Genomic DNA, 16,527 nt, shown 5'->3' with positions numbered 1-16,527 from the left:
GCTTGCAGCGAACCGTTCACAAAACGTTTAACATTCATTCCGGAGTGGCTGCTTGTTCCTTTTGCTTGACATGAGCAGCGATTCCATGTATAACAAATGTAAATATCCCAGCATATGAACCAAATATCAACAACATTGTTGAATGGAAGAGTAGCCTTGACCGACAGTCCAAGCGAGCCGGGTTGGTGAAAGCCGGTACGGAGGTCAGCGGTGAAACGGATCCAGGAAATGGTTCGCCGAAGCCCGGAAGGGAGTAGGCGGATCCGGCCGATGCCGGCCGTTACAGCAACAAAGCGGTTAAACCCTTGCTGCGGTTTAACACTTAGAGTGGTACCACGGGAATTTCAGGCTCTCGTCTCTATCCGGAGACGGGGGCCTTTTTGCATTCCATTCAACGGGAGGTCCTGTCCATGATCCATCGTATCATCGTTTCCGCCGCCGAAGACGTTGTAAGCCAATTGCTGGCCGAGGCCGGACACCGGCGACCGGATGGTCTCCGTCTCCTCCCGCAGCATCCGTCGAATCCTGGACACGGAGATTACAGCCTGAATACGGCCATGCTGCTGGCGAGCCTTCTGAAACGTAACCCCTTGTCCATCGCTCGTGAGATTAAAGACCGGCTGCTGACGCGGCCCGTCATACAGAACTTGTTCCGCAAGCTGGAAGCGGCTCCTCCTGGATTTATTAACTTTTATGTGGATTGGGAAAAATGGGCTGCTGCCCCCCTTCCTGCCGATTCGACCTCAGCCGACCGGAGGCGAAAGGTGGTCATCGAGCACACATCCATCAATCCGAACAAGTCCGCCCATATCGGACACTTGCGTAATTCCTGCATTGGGGATACGCTGGCCCGCATGCTGAAAAAAGCGGGATTCCGTGTGGAGATTCACAACTATATCGATGATTTGGGCAATCAGCTGGCCGACACGGTGGTCGGGCTTCTTCACACCCCCTCACAGGATCGGCATCGCCGGTTCGGTGACTTCTGCTGGGATACCTATTCAGGGATCAACAAGGCTTACCAAGACGATCCGGAGCTGCAGGAAAAACGTGCCCGCGTGCTCCATGCCATGGAGGAGGGCGGTTCGAGCCTCGCCTGGATCGGTTCCCTGACCGCGGAACGGATCGTCCGCGAGCATCTGGAGGAGATGAAGACGTTCAGTATCGGCTATGACGTTCTCGTCTGGGAAAGCAGCATCGTACGCGAGGGCCTCTGGTCCGAGGCATTCAAGCGGCTGCAGGCGACACCTTCGTTCGTTCAGGAAACGGAAGGAAAGCTGGCCGGCTGCTGGGTGCTTAAATCGTCAGGGGAGCCTATGGAGGAGACGGCGGCGGAATTTCAATCCGATAAAGTACTGGTGCGATCGAACGGCATTCTGACCTATACGGCCAAAGATATCGCCTATCATTTGTGGAAGTTCGGACTGCTGGGCAAAGATTTTGTATATATCCCATTCACCGGCGGCATCTGGTCCACCGGCGCTCACGGCATGAAGAAGCGCTTCGGCCATGCCGACATCGTCATTAACGTCATCGATCATCGCCAGGAATACCCTCAGGCCATGGTAAAGCAGGCGCTGCTGGCGCTCGGCTTCGAGGAGCAGGCGCATCAGCTCAGACACGTCTCTTACGGGGTCGTCTCCCTCAGCCGGAATACGGCATCGAGACTCGGGGTCGATACGTCGGACCGCCGGACCTCCTACCCGATGTCCGGAAGGCAGGGCATCGGCGTGAAAGCGGCCGATCTGCTTGACCGGATGGAAGCGATCGTCGCATCCAAGCGTTCAAGGCGTACGGGCCTCTCGAGCCGTACGATTGCCGCCGCCGCGGTGCGTTACTATTTGCTCAGATTCCATCTTCAGACGGAAGTGATCTTTGATTTCGAGCAGGCCACGGAGATATCCGGAAATACGGGCATCTATCTGATGTACGCCTATGCACGGGCCTGCAGTGTCCTGGCCAAGGACGGGGAGGAAGTCCGGTCTCCCGGTTCTTTCCGCAGCGATCGGCTGGAACCCCAGGAGGTGCTGCTGATGCGCCAGCTGGCCTATTGGCCCGAAGCCTGGGATACCGCACTGCAGGAGCTCGCTCCGAATCAGATCTGCGCCTATGCTCATGAGCTGGCTTCGCTCTTCAATCATTTTTATGCGACATGTCCCATTCATAAGGCGGATGCTCCGGAAAAGACGTTCCGCTTGTGGCTGACGGGACGGTTCAGGGAAACGCTCGGGGAAGCGCTAAGCCTTCTGGGCCTTCCCGCGCCGGGAAGCATGTGAGAGCCTGACCCGGGAAGCCGGATCGTAAGGCCGGGTGCTGCAAGAAGGGGGAACACGCCCAGGATAAACGGCTACGCCGTCCTTGTCTTACAAGGACCAGCGCGTTTACCAAGGTTGATGCGAAGCTATAAAGTTGCAAAAATTTATAAAGTCTTATCAACCGAAAAAGGGAAGCAGCCATGCAGGATTCACCGGCTGCTTCCCTTTCATCCTCCCTGATTCCGGAGAGGGGCTATTCCGTTTGAGCTGCTTCAAACACCGAATCCGACGGCACGTTGGTTATCGATTCCTTGTGCCGTACTGCGTTTCGGGCGCTCTCCAATAATCGTTTTTCCGTGGACCGTTCGGCCTGGGCATCACCCTCCGGAGAAACGCTGTCATCCAGGTTCAGCTCTTTCGCATCGGACAGCACCCCATAATACTCAGGTTCCTTTTTCCAATTGGAATCTCCTTGCTTCGCCATCTCCAACCGCCTCCCGTCTCTAATCGTGCCCAAAATTAAATGTAGCCTGCCCACTCGACATGGCCGACTTCCGGCTCCGTCTGATCGTCAGCTTCATCCCCTTCTTGAATGGAAGCTTCCTCCATCTCTTCCGGGCCGAGATCGCTGCCCGCCTCCTTAAACCACATGGAACACACCCCCTTCCTATTGCAGATGACTCGTATATTGTGATCGATAGGATGCCTTTTTATGAATAAGCGCTTGATTAGACGTATAGTCCTACTCATCGGCAAACATAATAATCACAACACTTCGAATCCCGGGGAAGGACTTTCGCAATGAATCGCAACTAAAGGAGGAGCCAAGAGTGCTCAGCTTGATTAGCAAATGGTTTTTAAACGGGCTCGTGGTTGTGCCTTTTTTAGCCGTATTCAGCGAAGCCACTTGGGTGCAAGCGCTCCTTACGTCTACCGCTTTTAGTATCGCAGCTTACCTGATCGGCGATCTGTGGATTCTTAAGTTTACGAAAAATATCGCTGCCTCCGTTGCAGACGTAGGGCTAGCCTATGTATTTCTTTACATGGTCTCCTCTGTTTTCGGTTGGACCTTGTCCAACGCGGAAATGATTACCCTGTCCATGGTCGTCGGTTTCGAAGAATATTTCTTCCATTCCCTTGTAAGGACGGACCGGATGACCGCCGCAGACGACCGCAGTAAAAACTAAGGAAACGCCGTATACACAAGGAAAGGAGATTAAGCGGATGTCCGTAAAGAAAGTCAAAGCCCCTTTGAATCGCCAAAAACAACAGAAGGAAACAAACGCGGAGGCGGAGTCCACGGATTGGTTTCAAACCGTTCAGCGGGCTGCTCTTCAAGCGAAAGCCACATTCCCCGATCAAATGGATAACTACGACCCGGAAATAAACAAGCTTGTTTAGCCCTATGACCCCGCCTCAAGCTGTCATCCATACCGGCTTGTCCTATGCAGAAAAATGCAAAAGGTGGTAGGTGGGGTATCCCCCGTAGGAGCGATAGCGTCCGCCTTTGTTATCGGAAAATTACCGTTGTATAACGAATAAATTGAAAATTTTCCGATAACAACAGCGGCCGGAGGGAGATACCCCACCGGGGTACCATGACAGATTCTCTATTTCATGGGTTTCTCTAAACCCTAACCACTTCGTACGAAGTGGTTTTTACTTTTTCCGGAACCGGCCGTGTAGACGGCTCAAGCGCATAATCTTCCGGAACACGGAAGGCTTCCCGAGCTTATGGAAAATAAACGGATCCGGACGCGTATTCACCTCGAAAATCCACGGCCGATGCGCCTTATCCAGCCCAACGTCGACTCCGATTTCCTTCACCCAGGGAAAGCCGGACTGTAGATGCTTCGCCACCTTCACGCCCAGATCGGCCAAATCCTTCTCCATCTTGGCGATACCATTGGGATCTAGGTGGGGCTTCAAGAGCTTGCCCAGGGGCAGGGGCGTGCCTCCGTTGTGATAATTGGTGACGATGCGCCTCGGATGGGCCATCCGTCCGATCGTTCCGGTATGCTCCCATCGCCGCCGTTCGTTCAGCTGCACCATGACGCGAATGTCGAACGGACGTTTCTGGCAGCGCAGCAGCCGGATGCCCTTTTGCACGACATAGGTTTTCTTGCCGGTGATCTTCCGAATCGAATGGTAGAACGCCTTATACGTATCGAACCGTCTTTCTTTCATGCTGTGTTTATATTGATAGTAATGGGCGTCTCCCCGTTCCTTCCGTTCCGCCTTGATAACTCCGTAACCGCCGGTTCCGTGATTCGGCTTCACATACACCATCCCGTATTCCTTCAGCATCGAATGCAGGCTTTCCCTCGTGGCACGGGTCGTCGTGGGGACAAGCGCCCGGAGTTCTTCCTTCCGGTTTAACAGCTTGGTCTTGCCGAGCTTATTATTGTAGTATCGGATCATATGAACTAACCTCCGATAGGCCCTATGAATTATGGATTAACCGTGTTTAAGCATCCTATCCTCATCTTATGGCCAGCCGTCTTGAAGTTTCCGTTCCCGTTCAAAAATAGGCAGGGCCTTCCGGAATTTGCGAATCGGTCCCTCTGAGAAATGGATGACTACCGGTTTCTCCTCCATGCAGAGAACCAGTCTTTTGGTTTCAGAATCGGGCTATCGGTAACGGAATCGGCTTTTGCCATCGGAATCGGGGGTTCCGGGACGGCGCCATCAGCTGTATAGGGAGCAGTTTCAACAGGCTCGTAAGCGAGAGGTACTTTCGTCACCTTGCTTGTCCACTCGTCAAGCGAGGCGAGATCGCCGGCATTCACTTGCCGCAAGGAGGTTTTCCCCAGTGCGCGAATAGCCAGCTTCATTTCTTCCACATAGGAAGTAAAAAAGTTTTGCAAATACATGGCGGCTTCCTCCTCATTGAACGCATCCGCCAAACTGCCGGGGTAGAAAGTAAGCTGAGTGGGAGGCTCCCACGGGATTGCTTTTGCAACTTGATCATGGGTCATGGCCCAAAGCAGGGCTGTCCCCATGAATACTCCGTCCGCCCCGAGCGCAAGTGCTTTCAGACAATCGCCGGGCTTCGCATATCCGCCCCCGGTCAGGAGACTGATCGATTCCTTTACCCCGCGATAGCGCAGATGACGAATCGCGCGAGTGAGGGCATAAATGGTTGGCAGCCCGAAATCGTCCTCCAAAATAGGAGGGCCTCCTTTGGTTCCTGCTTGTGCTCCGTCAATACTGATAAAATCAACTCCGGCCTGAATCGCGATATCCAGATCGTCCTCGATTCGAGCGCTTGCGCAAATTTTGACGCCGATCGGCACGCCCCCCGTCATCAGACGAAGCTTGTCCACAAGCTTCTTGAGATCTTTTTCGGGTTTTTGGATTTCCTGATGACGGGCGGGTATGACGATCATATCCCGGTTCTGTACTTTCATAATTTGTCTCGCTTTGCCTTGCAAATACTCGGAGGGAATGAAGCTGGCGGTACCGACGGTCGCACCTTGGCCGATATGAATTTCAATAGCGTCAGCCTGCCTTAGGATTTCCGGCTCCTTCGACCACGTTCCGGAATTGTACTGGATAATTAAAAATTTGGCATTCGCCCGGTCTTCCGGCAAAAAACCGCCCTCTCCCGTATTGGTCAGCGTGCCTACGGCAGCTGTCCCCTTGGCTATCGCCATTTTTACTTTTTCGCTTACACCAATGCCATACCCCATCCCGCCGGCCATCAGAGGAATGTCTATAGTCAACGGTTTTTTCGCCTTGGGGCCGATCGTGACCGCCATATCCACCTCCGCATATTCATGGGCGGGCAGTACAGCCAGCTGGGCGGGAGAAAAAATCAAGCCGTCGAAATTCAGAAATTTGCGCGGGCTTCCAAAGGGTCTTTCTATAATCATGCCTGATGCGGCACGCAAACTATTTTCAATGACTGTAATTGGACTCGTCCGGGTTAACGCCGTCACCATTTCCCATATATTGGTCGGGTAGCGGTCGGACATCAACCGTTTAGTAAAGCGTCCAACGATCCATTGGATCATGGGTCTTGCAAACATCAGAAACAAGAGCCCTGCGAACAGAACGGCTGCAAACGCTCCGAAAAATACGCCGATCATAAACTGTCCCGATGTCATTTTCATGCGAAGCTCTCCTTATCCCTTAACCCCAGGTACCCTTGCCTTTAATCGTCACTTTCGTGGAAACACGAACATTAGCTTTGGAGAACGCTTCCTCCCAGTTCTGCTCCACCTTCTTCCATTCCTGATACTGATAGCCTCTCGCGTAATATCCGAATCCTACCGGATCGACCTTGTTTTTCTGTAATCTTTTTACTAATTTTTCGATTTCTTTCGTGACTTCGTTCGCGATGTGTTCCTCGAGCATTTTGTTGTTTTCCTGGATGTCCATGAGAAATGTACGTTCCGTGATCAATACGTTGAGCTTTAGTTTAATATCAATATCAAACCTCCCGTTCTGATACGATACTTTAAATTTCGGTGCCGTATGCCGCATGCTGAAGCTGAGCCTCGGCTCGATCACATCCCCGGTATCCGCTTGTTTCGGCGCCGGAATGGTCAGCGACACGCTTTTTCTCTCCTCTCTCTGCAACAGCAGCAGCAAGGCGCTTTCCTGAAGCCGCAGCAATGTCTTGTATTTCCCTTTTTTAGTTAAAGCCGAAGTTCCCTTGACTTCGATCTCTTTCACTTTTTTGATCTCGGTAATGGAAGCGGTCACCCCTTTGTCGTCCATTTGCCGGTGCAAATCCTGCAAGGTTCGTTTCACTGTGATGTTCCGTTTATTCGACGTATCGATCAACTCGGCCATATGGTAGGGCAGCAGCGGCTTGTCTTTTGGAGCGAAGTCGAATATTTCGGCGACGGGACCGTCCACGGCAACCACTCTTGCGGTGGCATTGAAATGGACGTCGCGGAACATGATATCAAAGAGCGGGAACCAATCCTCGTGCTGCAGCAATCGTTTGCTGAGGAGGACGACCTGGAGTTTCCCGGCAGTAGCCATTCCCGTTACCATGGAATCGAGCCTTGTCCTCGCTTGCCGGATCGATTTGACCTTTACGCCGAAATTTTCCACCTTCTTCTTGGCGGTTTTGCTGAATACCGGACTGGCTGCATATACGATCAAATTGTCTTTGTCATCCAGATCGAATCCCATCATTAATGTGAGGGTACTATGCTCCAAATCCAACCGATCCCAGCAGCCGGTGAGCAAGCTGACAACGATCAATATCAAGAAAGCGAGCCGCAGGCGCCTCATGATGTCCTCCTCCCGCCTATCCACGCACGGAATTGCACATAGATCCATAAGCATAACGGCAGTACGATCGCATACGCCATAGCGGCCTTATTCCAAAATTCCCCCATCCTCTTAATCTGTAAATAGGACGGAACGAAAAAGACCGAGACGAATAAAACTGCCAATACGCTCACGCCAAGAAAAGGGCGATGGTCCTGTTTGCCAAACAGCTGGCTGAGACTGAATACGGAAAAAAACATGTACGGAATCACCGTCGTTGATATAACGAACAGATAGATGGTGAGATACACGATGTCAAAACGCTCCAGATACGAAAACTCGACCACCCGGAACATGGTTAAGGTCGGCCAAGCAGCACTTGTAATTTCATCCGGACTGAAGAGAACAAAACAGACGAGCGTCGGTACGAGATAAAATAACAAGGAAATCGTGTTAGCAACGACAATGCCGACTGATGCATACTGTTTCTTGGTTAAAAACGGATATAGCATCACCGCCGTTTCAAAGCCTACAAACGAAAAAAAAGTCGTTTTAACCGCAAGGAAAATATTCTTCCAGCCTTCTTTCAGCGTAGGAGATAAATAAACCCAATGGCTGTCCTTCAGCGGGAACAAGAAGAAAAAGAGCAGCGGAAGCATTAGAAAAAACATCAGCTCCGTATACCTGGCCAGAATGCGCAAGCCATGGCTCGCAAGTAAATAGCCCGGAAGCATGAATAAAAGCATGAGCATATACACCGGTGTTTCCGGCAAAATCCACGATTTCAAGATGCCGAAGGTGGAGTAAGCAACGGTGATTGCGCCGAGCCCGAAGTAAGCGGCGGACAGCAGCGCTCCCGCTTTTCCCGCCCACTTCCCGAAATGAAAGGAAAGCAGGTCAATAAGCGTTCCCTCCGGATAACTTTTCATGACTTGGATGATGATTAAGCTGATGGCCATAGATAATAACCAGCCCAAGATAACCGATATCCAGCCATCCGTTCCCGCTGTCTTCGCCAAATCGCTGGGGAGCGACAAAACGCCGACCCCCACTTGCGCTCCGTTAATGAAAAAAATATACTGCATTGTTGTAATTTCGTTAAACGCATATTTTTTCATTTGGGGTCACCCTTAGGCCGATTGATGCTTTGTCGTCTGGATTGAACTGCCCGGGTTAGTTTAGGACGAGATACCATTTTCCAAATCGGAACTCGAATGAAAAAATCTTTCCAATCGCTGTAACGCATTGGGGCGAACGGACTGCCGTATGGCGTCCCGAGCGATTCCAGCGCAATCAAATGGATAATCAGCGTCATCGCACCGACGGCGATGCCAATGATACCGAACATAGAGGCGGCCAACATGAACGGAAAGCGAATTAACCGAATAGCCGCGACCATATCGAAGCTGGGAATAATAAACGAAGCGATCGCGGTAAGAGCGACAACGATGACCATCATATTGCTCACAAAGCCGGCTTGGACGGCGGTCTGACCGATGACGATCCCTCCAACGATGCCGACGGTTTGTCCGATCGGAGCCGGCAGCCGGATCCCGGCCTCCCGCAGCAGCTCGAGCGTAATTTCCATGATCAACGCCTCCAGAAGCGGCGGAAACGGCACTCGAGCGCGGTATTCCCCGACAGATAATATGCCCTTGAGCGGGATAATCTCAATGTTATACGAAATGGAGGCAATATATAGCGCAGGCAAAAATATCGCGATGAAGAAAGCCATAAACCGCAGCAGACGGATAAAGGAGGCAATCGGCCAGCGGGTGCTGTAATCGTCAACACTTTGCATGAATGAGATGAAGGTGGCGGGACCGATCAATACTCCCGGCGAGCGGTCGACTACAACGGCGATCCTGCCCTGCAAAATTTGCGAAGCTGCTGCATCGGGCCGTTCCGTTGTCAGAAACTGCGGGAATGGCGAATAAGGATTATCTTCAATAAATTCCGCCAGCTCTCCCGTATTCAGAATGGCGTCGATATCCACTTGTGCGATACGGTCCTCCAGCTCCTGAAGCACCTCCGGGTGGATGACATCGGCTAAATACAAAAGGGTAACAAGCGATTGTCCCCGGGTGCCGACAACCATCTGTTTGCTTTTCATTTCCCGATGCTGAATATAGCGACGGATCATCGCAATGTTTTGCTCGCCGGTCTCAACGAAGCCTTGATGCGATCCTTTTACCGAAGTTTCGATTTGCGGATCTTCAATGCTGCGCTGCGGCCAGCCCTGCGTTTCCAATAAATAAGCTTCCTGCCGTCCTTCGACAAACAGGACACTTTCTCCGCTAAGAATGGATAGTTCCACCTGATTCCAGGTTACCGCGGTTTTTACATTGCCCAGGCTTACCAATTGAATCGGGTCGGCATCCATGGTCCCTTCGATCATAAGCGGATATAGCACATTGTTGTTAAGCCCGTTACGATCCGTCAAGCCGCTCAAGTAGGCGACCATCGCCTGAGTTTCCGATTTTTTAACCGTAAACTCGCGGATGATCAGATCGGACATATCGCTAAAGGTCCGGTTCAGCTCCGCCTTGTTAACGGGCAGATCCGGACTGATAGCCACATAGTTGGAGAAGGCCGTATTTCCGCTCTTTCGCTGCGGAGCCTGGTTCCTTCTTGTGTCGATCAGCCACTTTAGTATGGCTCGCATTGTTCCTCATCCCGTCTTTTTAATGGCGTGATTGACTCGTAATGGCGAGTAATTGACACTTATCAACCCCGAAATCAACGGATATTCGATTTTACTAGTATGTTTCTGAAATGGGAAAAATATGTGCTGACCGGATAGGGTCTAGCCCTTGGCGGCGCCCGATTCCTAACGGGTCCACAAGAAACGAAACAAGCTGACACCTGAGAATTCAGATGCCATTCTTGAAGCCCGATTTCTCTAAATTATCGACGGAGTCGGCCCTTGTCGCTCTCGGTCACGCCTTCTTCTCGCTGTCGCTCGGCATGGGCATTATGATCACCTACGGAAGCTACATGCAAAAGGAGAAGTCGATTTCATCGGCGGCCTTCGCCATCGGCGCCGGCGATTTGGTTTACGCCCTCATCGCAGGCCTGATTATCTTCCCGACTTCGTTCTCGTATCACATCGAGCCGTCTCAAGGCCCCGGGCTCGCCTTCATCGCTCTGCCGGCGGCCTTCGCCGCGATGCCGTTCGGGAACCTGTTCGGGGGCTTGTTCTTCGTACTGCTGGCGATCGCCGCACTAACGTCCGCCGTATCGATCCTGGAGGTGCCGGTAGCCTATGCGATGGAACGCTGGAGCCTGAGCCGCAAGAAAGCAACCTTTATTCTCTCCGCCGTCTGCTTCGTGCTCGGCATTCCGTCCGCGCTGTCTACGGGCTCGATCCTCGGCAATTTCAAGATTGCGGGGCTTACGATCTTCGACGCGATCGACTTCGCCGCCTCCAACATCATGCTGCCGGCCAGCGGACTCGTTGTTACCCTGTTCACCGGCTATGCGTGGAAGCGCGCGGGAGAGGAAGCAGGGCTCAGCGGCACCGGCTACAAGCTCTGGATGTTCCTGCTGCGGTACATCTCGCCGCTGCTGGTTGTGGTGGTGCTGCTGTACAGCACCGGGCTGCTTTCTTAATTGATCGCTTTCCAGGATAAACGGCTACGCCGTCCTTGTATTACAAGGACCAGCGCGTTTATCAAGGTTGATGAAAAGCTATAAGTTGTGAAAACTTATAAAGTCTTTTCAACGAAAAAAAGAACCTGTCAATCCGCCGCCGGGTAGGCGAATTGCAGGTTCTTTTTGCCGCTGCCGGAAATTCCGGCTCCTCTACTTCTCCGTGAACTTCATCGATTGCACCGCGGAATTCAGCCGCTCCCATTGCTCCTCGGTCTTCACCGCATCGTTGATGCGGGAGCGCACCGTGTACACGATGCCGTTCTTTGCGAAAGTATATTCGTTCAGCGTATAGGGCACGTTCTTGGTTTTATACTGTACGGCAACCTTCTTCACGGAAGTGTCGAACAAGCTTTCGTCGGTCGCCTGGTACTGGTAGGCTGCGTCATTCTCGGCATTCTTCTTATAATCCTTCTCGGACTTGCTCCATACCTCCCCCAGACTCGAACGGTCGTCCGCCGAAATGCTCAAGCTGCCGCCTTCGAACGAGAACGACTTCGACGCGGAATCCGTTTCGCCATCATATGCGCCGCCGCTGCCCCAGGTTTCCGGAATCCAGACGGAGTAGCGATATTTCTGACTGGTGTAAGTCACATTCTTGCTCATGTATGCCAAGTCGTCCTCGTCTTGAATGATGCCAAGAGAGCGGTTCACCGCCTCCTTGGAGAAGCGGATGGATGAGGTCAGCGCGGACAGCATCGAATCCGCGTCATCCGCAGAGCTCTTCGGATACGATACCTTGACTTCATATTTGTACTTGTCTTTGAGCAGGTACAGCACGTAGCTTTGCTTCCACTTGTCCCCCATGGTCGTAGCATAGCGGTTCTCGATGGCGGGCATTCCCACCGCCGTCGTATCCTTGGAGCCCTGGATCTCGCGGTAGCCGTCCACGTACGTATCCTTGATCTTCTTCTCCTGGCGGGCGGCCCAGTCCTTCAGCGTATCGCCCGAAGCGGCGGAGCTGACGCGAACGGTCACGGACTGATCGCCGTCTTTGTTCGTGTAGACGAAACCTTCGCCGTATTCCTTCTTCCTCCACTCATCCGGCAGGTCGAAGGCCAAGCCGTAAGGCGTCGTAACCGTATTCTTGTCCTGATACGCCGAGATGTCCTTCAGCGCGGTATTGGCCGCATCGAATTTCAAAGTGAACGAATCGAGCAAATCCATGAAGCTGTTCTTCTTGGATACCGTGTTCGCGCCTTCTTCGCTGCTAAGCGCCAAGGTGACATAGTAAATTTTATCGTCCTTCAAGAAAGCGCGCGTCTCGTAATAGCCTCCGCCCGTCCGTTCTCCCGCGAGCTTGGCGTAAGGCAAAGGACCGGCATCGATATAGCGCTTCTCCAGAATCGTATCGCCGCCTCTTGTATTCAGCTTCTTCAGCAGCCCCAGCGGCGACAAATCGCGGCTCACCTTCTCCTGAATCCGGATATTGACCGCGAACTCGCCTTTGGCATCGGCGAAGACGACGTTGTCCCCTGTGGCCGATTGATTGGTCTTTACCAGGCCGGCAGGGTATTTTATAGACCAGCCGTAATGGCTGTCGCCAATGAGCGTCTTGCCTTGATCGGCGTCAATATAGGAGCCGTCCGCATCTTGCGTCACGCCGCTCTGAGCGGCGGCATCCTCGCCGAGCGTCACGTCGAGCTCTTTGGTTTTGCCGTCCGACTGCAGCGTCAGGCGCACCTTTTGGCCGGGCAAATATTTCTTGAGCGCCTCGTTATATTCAACCAAATTGTGGGTTTTGGCCGCATCGATGGACAGCAGCAAATCCCCCTGCTTGATCCCCGCCTGCGAAGAGGGCGAATCCGGCTGTACATAGGTCACTTCCAGCCCGTTGCCGGAGGGCAGGCCTACGACCGCTTCCCAGCTCTCGCCCAGCTCCAGTCCCAGGGATGGCCGCTTGACCTTGCCGTATTTGAAAAATTGATCGAGCACGTACTGCACGGTGTCGACCGGGATGGCGAAGCCGAGGCTGTCCACGCCGTATTCGACGTATTTCATCGTATTGATGCCGATGACCTCGCCCTTCATGTTCACCAGCGCTCCGCCGCTGTTCCCCGGATTGATCGCCGCGTCGGTCTGGATCAGCTGGTATTTCGATTGCACGGTACGCTCCATCCCGCTGACGATGCCGGAGGTCACGGAATTGCGAAGCGCAAAGGAGAGCGGTGTCCCGATCGCCATGACGGCTTCGCCGACCTTGATGTCCGAAGGCGAAGCGAAGGTGGCCGGCGTCAAGCCCGCTGCCTCGATTTTGACCAGCGCCAGATCGCTTTCTTCGTCGTAATGCGTCGTCTTGCCCGTGAAGGACTTGCCGTCGGAGGTGACGATCGTCAGATTGCGCATGTTCTTGACCACATGGGCGTTCGTCAGAATGTACCCGTCGCTTCGGACGATAACGCCCGTGCCGTGCGCGAGCCGGTACCGGTTCGCTTCATACACTTTCTTGCTGCCGTCGCCCGGCTTGCCGATGATCGCTACGACCGAAGAGGTCGTCTTCTGAATGACCGCAGGCAGCGTGCCCCCGGCCGGCGAAGCATCCGCATATACGCCGGCTCCTCCGCTAAGCAAAGCGGCGGCCAGCACAACCGCGGCCGAGCTCATTCGTACGCTTTTGCCCCAATGTTCCCATGTTTTCATTCCTTTGTCTCCCCACATCAATAAGTATGTATGAAAAAAAAGAACGCCGGTTAGTCAGCAAAAATTTGTTTTGCCGCCGCCAGCGCCCGTAGCGAAACCAAGATGTCGTTCTTCTGTTCCTCGTTCAACTCGAATCGAATGCCGTAATCGCTGCCGTTCTCCGTCCGCTGCTGCCAGCGTATGTTCCCTTGCAGCTCCAGCAGTGTATCCCGACAGCGTATATGAAAGCAGCAGCTTAATATCGTGTTCTTCGGCATTCAGGTCCAGAACGGAGCGGATCCGGCAGCCGGATTTATGGAAATTGACCATGCTGGCTTCCGCGGACCTGCTGGATATGTCCCGGCCGTCCACCTCACGTATCGAGAATAACCCCTTGGCCGACACGGCAAATACGTAGCGGAACGGCTCTTTCCTTCTGCTTAGCAAATCTGGATGCCCCTCTCAAAATATGCAAACTTATCAGTAGTATAGAGATAAAATCCGAATCTGACAATTGATGTAAAGAATATTTTATATTTCACCGCGCAAACCAGCAAAAAAAGGGCAGCCCTCTCCTAAGGGAGGCTGCCCTGTCCGAACGGACTCATGGCCGTCAGGCTGTAGTGAAACCCATGAAACAGAGAAATCTGCCACGGTACTCCGGTGGGGTATCCCCCTCCGGCCGCTGTTGTTATCGGAAAGCTGCTCCTCTTTCGGCTTCCAGGTTCAAGTCCACCACCGTGTCAAACAACCGGGTACCGCTCGCTATTCCGCTGGATTCACCTCATACACGCAGTGAAACCGCTCGACGCCCGGATATAGCTCACCCAAGCTGACGATATCGAAGCGGACGTTCCGGTAGAAGTCAACCGTCTCCTCGTCCGTCTCCGCCACAATCTCCTTCGGCTGCTTCAGCTCAATCAGCTCCAGGATGAGCCCCCGGCCGTAGCCTTGGCCCCGATGCTCCGGATGCACGGCGATATGCCGCAGATGCAGCGTGCCGTCCTCCTGCAGGGTAAACCCGGCCAAGCCGATTACCGCTCCATTTTCTTCAATGCCGTAGATTTCGTGCGACGGCTCATTGCGGTATTGGTTCAAGGTCTTCTCCACCCGTTCCGGGTCCGGGAACATGGCATATTCCAACAGCTCGACGATTTCCAGCTCGACGAGTCTCGGTTTTAGATTGATAAACAAAGCCGTTCCTCCTAGGCATCAGATCGTTATCGTTCCCTCTGATTATAGCGCCCGGGTCCCCTCCCGCGCCAGCTCCGTCTCGGCGATTCCGCTTAAGAATACGGGCTTGGCGACTTTAAGCCCCGGTACCCGGGCTTCCAGGCCCACCCTTTGATCTCACTCGACCCGGATCTCCTGCATCGTCCAAGGCGCTTCGGCATAGGCCAGCGCGATGCCGTGCTCCGCGATCCGGTCCTTGGCAACCCGCTTCGACCGGAGATGCAGGACGAACGCCTCGCGGAACGGAGTACCGTCCACCGTCATTGTCCGTTCATCGAGCCAACGGCCGACCAAGGGACGATCTCCGAGGGAATGGAATGCCTCCGAGCGCGCAAAGCCGCTGCGGAACCATGGATGCTCCGCCTCCTTGGCCGTACCGGGCTCGTTCAAGCATACGTACAAGGACAGGTCGTCGCACAGCTGAAGCAGCTTGAAATGCCGCTCCACCGTTCCGCCGGGCGTTTGGATCTGATCGCGCAACCGCTTCTGCCGCTCCCGCTCGTGACGATAAAACATCTCCCCCTCAGCCTCCTCGGTCTTCACGAAGAAAGACGCGTAATGCAGGCTGGCAAGCAGTGCCGCGTACGGATTCATGCGCTCCAGCTCGTCCAGTCCCTTCCGGTAGGAGCCCAGCTTCGGCGCTAGCGGATAATCCATGAACGAATAAGGCCTGTTCGCCTGGTCGTTCCATAGCGGAACGGCATCCAGCCCGATCCAGCTTCGATCGTGCTCATATGCGGCGAGCACTGTATCCTCCCTCCGTCCATCGCCGGCCTCGCCGTAACAAGCATCCTTCAGCCCCTGCGCAAACTCGCCCGAGACAAAACCGTGATCATGCTGGGCAATCAGCACGAACGCGTCCGCCTGTTCCCGGATAATCATCAGGATCAGCTCCCTCTCCATTAGGATGCATGATTCTTTAGCCGCTTCGTCAAATTTTCTTGCCGCCATGCCGGTATGACCTCTGCCGGTTCTTCTCCATCTTGCGGTGGATGGCCGATTCCAGGTCGAGCCCCATGTGCCCGCACGTATCGAATACCCGGATGCACACGTCGGCCAGCTCCTCGGCGATCGCTTCCCGCATGGCCTCCCCCTCCAGCTTCCGGTACGCCTCCAGCGCCTCCGACAGCTCGGAGTGCATTAGAGCGACGGCCGTGCCGAATTCGGGCGGATGCTCATACCAGCCTTTGTCCACCGCCGTCCGGTGCGCTTCCGCTACAAGCTCGCTAATCCGCTTCATGGCATTCGCTCCTCTAACCGCTTCGCTTGGACTCCTACTTCGACGCAGGCCCCCGGTTTCCCTTCCATCCGGCTCGCTTGGGGAATCGATCCTGTGTAAGGATCTTCAGGCTGCCCTAGAAACCCATGAAATAGAGAAATCTGCCTTGGTACTCCGGTGGGGTATCCCCCTCCGGCCGCTGTTGTTACCCGTAAAATTTTCAATTGATTCGCCTTTACAGCGGTAATTTTCCGATAACAAAGGCGGACGCTATCGCTCCTACAGGGGATACCCCACCTACCACCTTTGGCATTTTTCAGC

The 16,527-nt window shown here is 53.7% G+C and carries 15 protein-coding genes, 1 pseudogene and 1 other annotated feature; of the genes and pseudogenes, 4 read left to right on the top strand and 12 right to left on the bottom strand.

What is annotated here, in order from left to right:
* Positions 1-129 precede the first annotated feature (129 nt).
* Positions 130-363, top strand: a binding site (T-box leader).
* A 47-nt stretch (positions 364-410) separates the two neighbouring features.
* The gene (locus O9H85_RS09905) at positions 411-2,276 is read left to right on the top strand and encodes an arginine--tRNA ligase (RefSeq protein ID WP_269881169.1); all 1,866 of its coding nucleotides are present in this window, start codon (positions 411-413) and stop codon (positions 2,274-2,276) included.
* Positions 2,277-2,508: 232 nt separating this feature from the next.
* Here O9H85_RS09905 and O9H85_RS09900 read toward each other — a convergent pair whose 3' ends face one another.
* Positions 2,509-2,739: a hypothetical protein gene (locus O9H85_RS09900; protein WP_269881167.1), complete on the bottom strand. Its 231-nt coding sequence runs from the start codon at positions 2,737-2,739 to the stop codon at positions 2,509-2,511.
* A 35-nt stretch (positions 2,740-2,774) separates the two neighbouring features.
* Positions 2,775-2,906: a hypothetical protein gene (locus tag O9H85_RS09895; RefSeq protein WP_269881166.1), complete on the bottom strand. Its 132-nt coding sequence runs from the start codon at positions 2,904-2,906 to the stop codon at positions 2,775-2,777.
* Between the two features lie 179 nt (positions 2,907-3,085).
* On the opposite strand from O9H85_RS09895, the gene O9H85_RS09890 reads away from it, so the two are divergent.
* A complete protein-coding gene (locus O9H85_RS09890; RefSeq protein WP_269881165.1) occupies positions 3,086-3,442 on the top strand; it encodes a DUF2512 family protein in 357 nt (118 codons plus the stop codon).
* Between the two features lie 37 nt (positions 3,443-3,479).
* Positions 3,480-3,656, top strand: a complete 177-nt coding sequence (locus O9H85_RS09885) for a hypothetical protein (RefSeq protein ID WP_269881164.1) — start codon at positions 3,480-3,482, stop codon at positions 3,654-3,656.
* Positions 3,657-3,914: 258 nt separating this feature from the next.
* On the opposite strand, the gene O9H85_RS09880 is transcribed toward O9H85_RS09885, so the two are convergent.
* The 5 genes from O9H85_RS09880 to O9H85_RS09860 all read right to left on the bottom strand — a co-directional run bounded on the left by O9H85_RS09880 (position 3,915) and on the right by O9H85_RS09860 (position 10,149).
* Complete coding sequence (locus O9H85_RS09880) at positions 3,915-4,676, bottom strand: YheC/YheD family protein (RefSeq protein ID WP_269881163.1); 762 nt, start codon at positions 4,674-4,676, stop codon at positions 3,915-3,917.
* A gap of 158 nt (positions 4,677-4,834) precedes the next feature.
* Positions 4,835-6,370, bottom strand: coding sequence for an FMN-binding glutamate synthase family protein (locus O9H85_RS09875; protein ID WP_269881162.1), 1,536 nt, complete (start codon positions 6,368-6,370; stop codon positions 4,835-4,837).
* A 19-nt stretch (positions 6,371-6,389) separates the two neighbouring features.
* On the bottom strand, positions 6,390-7,505 hold the full coding sequence (locus O9H85_RS09870; protein ID WP_269881161.1) for a Ger(x)C family spore germination protein: 1,116 nt from the start codon (positions 7,503-7,505) through the stop codon (positions 6,390-6,392).
* Complete coding sequence (locus tag O9H85_RS09865; RefSeq protein ID WP_269881160.1) at positions 7,502-8,602, bottom strand: GerAB/ArcD/ProY family transporter; 1,101 nt, start codon at positions 8,600-8,602, stop codon at positions 7,502-7,504. The genes O9H85_RS09870 and O9H85_RS09865 overlap by 4 nt, the downstream gene beginning before the upstream one ends.
* Complete coding sequence (locus O9H85_RS09860) at positions 8,599-10,149, bottom strand: spore germination protein (RefSeq protein ID WP_269881159.1); 1,551 nt, start codon at positions 10,147-10,149, stop codon at positions 8,599-8,601. The genes O9H85_RS09865 and O9H85_RS09860 overlap by 4 nt, the downstream gene beginning before the upstream one ends.
* Before the next feature lie 218 nt (positions 10,150-10,367).
* On the opposite strand from O9H85_RS09860, the pseudogene O9H85_RS09855 reads away from it, so the two are divergent.
* Positions 10,368-11,096, top strand: a pseudogene (locus tag O9H85_RS09855) (sodium-dependent transporter); the annotation flags it as partial.
* Between the two features lie 192 nt (positions 11,097-11,288).
* On the opposite strand, the gene O9H85_RS09850 reads toward O9H85_RS09855, so the two are convergent.
* From O9H85_RS09850 to O9H85_RS09830, 5 genes are all read right to left on the bottom strand, one after another.
* Entirely contained in the window at positions 11,289-13,775 is a 2,487-nt protein-coding gene (locus tag O9H85_RS09850) for a trypsin-like peptidase domain-containing protein (protein WP_269881158.1), read from the bottom strand.
* Between the two features lie 54 nt (positions 13,776-13,829).
* A complete protein-coding gene (locus O9H85_RS09845; RefSeq protein ID WP_269881157.1) occupies positions 13,830-14,201 on the bottom strand; it encodes a hypothetical protein in 372 nt (123 codons plus the stop codon).
* Positions 14,202-14,519: 318 nt separating this feature from the next.
* On the bottom strand, positions 14,520-14,948 hold the full coding sequence (locus tag O9H85_RS09840) for a GNAT family N-acetyltransferase (protein WP_269881156.1): 429 nt from the start codon (positions 14,946-14,948) through the stop codon (positions 14,520-14,522).
* A gap of 156 nt (positions 14,949-15,104) precedes the next feature.
* Positions 15,105-15,938, bottom strand: a complete 834-nt coding sequence (locus O9H85_RS09835; RefSeq protein WP_269881155.1) for a DUF3891 family protein — start codon at positions 15,936-15,938, stop codon at positions 15,105-15,107.
* Positions 15,919-16,227, bottom strand: coding sequence for a MazG nucleotide pyrophosphohydrolase domain-containing protein (locus O9H85_RS09830; RefSeq protein WP_269881154.1), 309 nt, complete (start codon positions 16,225-16,227; stop codon positions 15,919-15,921). Before O9H85_RS09830 ends, O9H85_RS09835 begins: the two co-directional genes overlap by 20 nt.
* Positions 16,228-16,527: the final 300 nt, after the last annotated feature.

The sequence above is a fragment of the Paenibacillus gyeongsangnamensis genome, assembly GCF_027533625.1.
Taxonomy (GTDB): Bacteria; Bacillota; Bacilli; order Paenibacillales; family NBRC-103111; genus Paenibacillus_G; species Paenibacillus_G gyeongsangnamensis.
This window is presented reverse-complemented; position numbering and strand designations above follow the sequence as displayed.